The organism is Novosphingobium sp. AAP1 (assembly GCF_001295765.1).
Taxonomy (GTDB): Bacteria; Pseudomonadota; Alphaproteobacteria; order Sphingomonadales; family Sphingomonadaceae; genus Novosphingobium; species Novosphingobium capsulatum.
In genome coordinates this window covers 1-2897 of record NZ_LJHO01000039.1, presented here as the reverse complement: position 1 = coordinate 2897, position 2897 = coordinate 1, and the positions used below count along the sequence as shown (strand labels likewise).

Here is a 2897-nt window from a genome sequence, read left to right as displayed (position 1 = left end):
ACCATTGGCATTATACGTGTATTTCACCGCCACCGGTTGGCGCGTACCAGAGCCATCGGGATCAGGACCAATCACACCAGTCACACGGCGATCAGCATCGTAGAATGCATAGGAGATCTGACCTGCAAGCGGGCCTGTTGCTGAAATGACGTTGCCGACGTTGTCATAGGCAAAGGTCGTGGTAGCGCTGATCGACCCGTCCCCGGTCGCGACGGTTCGCGAGATCGGCAATAGGTTGTTAGCCACACCAGTGGTCTGGGGGCCGTAGTTGATCGTCGTCCGAATCTCGTCGGCGCTATTGGCGCAAGTGGCGCTTCCCGAAAGCGAGAAAGGTCCCACCCCCGCTGTCCCGGTCAATGCTGTCCCAGCTTGCGTACGGCACGAAGAAATAGACGTCAGCATGTAGACATTCTGTCCGGACGCCACAATCGAGCCGGAGCTGTTCTTGAAATAGGCCTGCATCGTCGTATAATTATAGCGCGTCTGTGGACGCACACCATTAGCATCAGCCGGCCCCGTAACCGATGTCACCAATCCTGTCGAACTATCGTAAGTATAATCGGTTTCGTTTCCTTTGGCGTCCTTCGTCCAATTTGGCTTATCGCACAGCACTCTTGAAGAACAGCTCGACAGATATCCAGATGATTGCACGATGTCCGACAGACCCGATGCCACCTTTGCAACACTCCGCTGCTCGGTCACATTCCCGTTGGCGTCATAAGAATATTTCGTATACCCCGACGTTGGCGAACCAGATGTGATCACGCCTTCGGGAGGAACAACATAAGCCAACAACCCGGAAGAATTGTATTGGTAGGTATTTTTCTGATTCAGTGCATTCTGGAATGTCTGCAATGCGCCCGACGGAATGTCGGCCGTAGCTGTATATTGCGTTGCCCCAGATGCAGATCGCACGCTTGAAAGTGTCGATCCACTAGCGGAAAAAGCGTACGTATAGTTTACGCCATTTTTTGAAAGTCCAGTAACTCTACCGCTAGAGTCATAAGACAATGCAACGGTGTTTGTTGCGTTTGAGCCAATTTGTATAGACGCAACTTTCTGACCAGATGCGTCGCTCTTAATTGTTTCTACACGCCCGGACGGGGTGGTTAAAATCTCTGTATAGACACCAGATGACTGAGTAACATTGTAACTAGCGTAAGGCCAATTTTGCGTAAAAGCAACACAAGATCCACTGGATGAACATGAATCAATTGTATTATTTACGCCATATACTGACGATATGGAAGACCATGATATTTGGCTAGCCCCAGACACTGACAGAGTATTAGTTTCGTATCCAAATTTTAAAGAATAACCTGTAGACTTTGCAACAAGTGACAACCTGATAAAGTTATAGCTATTCGTCACAGTTCCAGCCGCAGACCTGACTGACTGCGTCGTGTAATATAGCGCTTCCGTCGTACCGTCAGCACGAGTAACCTTAGTGCAATATGCAACGTAAGGCCCAACTGGATCATAAAGATTGCGCTGAACCACACTTGTTGTCGGTGGAATTGGAATATCAACGCCAGTAAAAGCTTGGCTAAAGTTGTATATATCACCGTTATCATCGGTATATACAAGTGCAGTTGTGAAAATCCCGCCGCCACCGTCAACATTTACATATTTACCCGTAGAACTATTATATGAAAAATTTATAGTTCTACTGCCAATAATTACCTGGACATTCCCGCCAAGTGTGCCGGTAACAGCGATTGTATAGTTATGAATCCAATATCGATTTCCAGTAATAGTCCTTATATGCTCAAGGCCATTTTGGGAGCCGCCGATAGACAGGACTTTCTCCGAAATTACCGGCAAGCCACTTGAGTAGCTTATACTATTATCATCTGAGTCTAGATTTTTTGGCAAGCCAACAGCAACTTGTGCAAGTGCAGATGGCACGTAGAAGCCTATTGCCGTCGTTATCAGAAGCGTTTTATGAACTGCCTTGACCGCAGATCTACCTTTTCCCGAAAAATTGCGCACGTTTACCAAATTATTCATACCACGCCACCCTCATAAATTTACTAATGGCTTCATACTTATGCGAATAAGCCATTAGCTACCGGTAGTGGTGACGTTTACGCGGTTGTCGGCCTTGTCAGGATTGTAAGATGTATTGAGGCCGTTATTGACTGAGCCAGCGTGGGTAACTTGGACCAACCGGCCGAGAGCATCATACGTGTAGGCGACGGTCTCCGTGGCATGCGCCGGTTTGGCCACAACCAATGCGAAAGCTGCAGCATGCAAAAACGACTTCATCGCCCCACCCCTCCAGTTCGCCGGAAATGTTTCCGGATGATTGCTGTTGGTTTCCATGTTTTGACATGGGAGTCAATCTGGAGTCTTCAAAACTATCCTGTAATCAGCACGTTGAGGGTGATGGCCAGCTGCTTGAAAGATTGCTGGGCGCGGGACTTCCGCATCCAGCAGAGGCGCTGCCTCTACAGTTCGTAAAAGCCTTCAATGGAAACCTGCTGCCGCCAATTGCCGTAACGCCGACGACTTTGTCGACATCGTCAAGGGCGTCAAGCGGCACCCAAAACTGGTTTTATATCAGGGCGCATTGATCAGAACCCGTGGGTCCTTTGACGCAATCTGAGGGGCACGATGCGCCGCAGGTGCTCGAAGAGCTTGTTCCAGGCGAAGCGACTGTAGACGACGATGTCATCGTATAATTTGAAATTTTGGTTCGACAGCCAGTTGTTGCGCACGAACTGCCAGACAATCTCCACTGGATTGAGGTAGGGGCACTTCGGTTGCAGCAGCATCAGCCTAATCTTAGGCGCACGACATGGAAAGCGATTCCGGCAAGATGCATGTTCATCGCGCCGTGCCCAGCAATATGTTGCTGTTCTGTGGCTGAGCATGTGGGTGTAAGCGATGATGGC

2 protein-coding genes and 2 pseudogenes are annotated in these 2897 nt (G+C 49.2%); 1 reads left to right on the top strand and 3 read right to left on the bottom strand.

Annotated features, from left to right (window positions below; translation table 11 throughout):
- Together IP65_RS21605 and IP65_RS21170 are read right to left on the bottom strand one after the other, a co-directional pair.
- Positions 1–2010, bottom strand: a pseudogene (locus tag IP65_RS21605) (hypothetical protein); the annotation flags it as partial.
- Between the two features lie 54 nt (positions 2011–2064).
- Positions 2065–2325 carry an RHS repeat domain-containing protein gene (locus IP65_RS21170; RefSeq protein ID WP_231627932.1) on the bottom strand — a complete coding sequence of 87 codons (261 nt, stop codon included), beginning with the start codon at positions 2323–2325 and terminating at the stop codon, positions 2065–2067.
- Between the two features lie 8 nt (positions 2326–2333).
- Between IP65_RS21170 and IP65_RS21855 the strand changes: the two genes are divergently transcribed.
- Positions 2334–2576 (top strand): hypothetical protein, encoded by a 243-nt coding sequence (locus tag IP65_RS21855; protein WP_169042076.1) that lies wholly within the window; start codon positions 2334–2336, stop codon positions 2574–2576.
- On the opposite strand, the pseudogene IP65_RS22090 reads toward IP65_RS21855, so the two are convergent.
- A pseudogene (locus IP65_RS22090) lies at positions 2577–2897 on the bottom strand (hypothetical protein); the annotation flags it as partial.

Bases quoted from the DNA above. Each gene is read 5' to 3' on its own strand.
- IP65_RS21170 (WP_231627932.1), bottom strand. From the start codon at position 2,325: ATGGAAACCAACAGCAATCATCCGGAAACATTTCCGGCGAACTGGAGG.
- IP65_RS21855 (WP_169042076.1), top strand. From the start codon at position 2,334: ATGGGAGTCAATCTGGAGTCTTCAAAACTATCCTGTAATCAGCACGTT.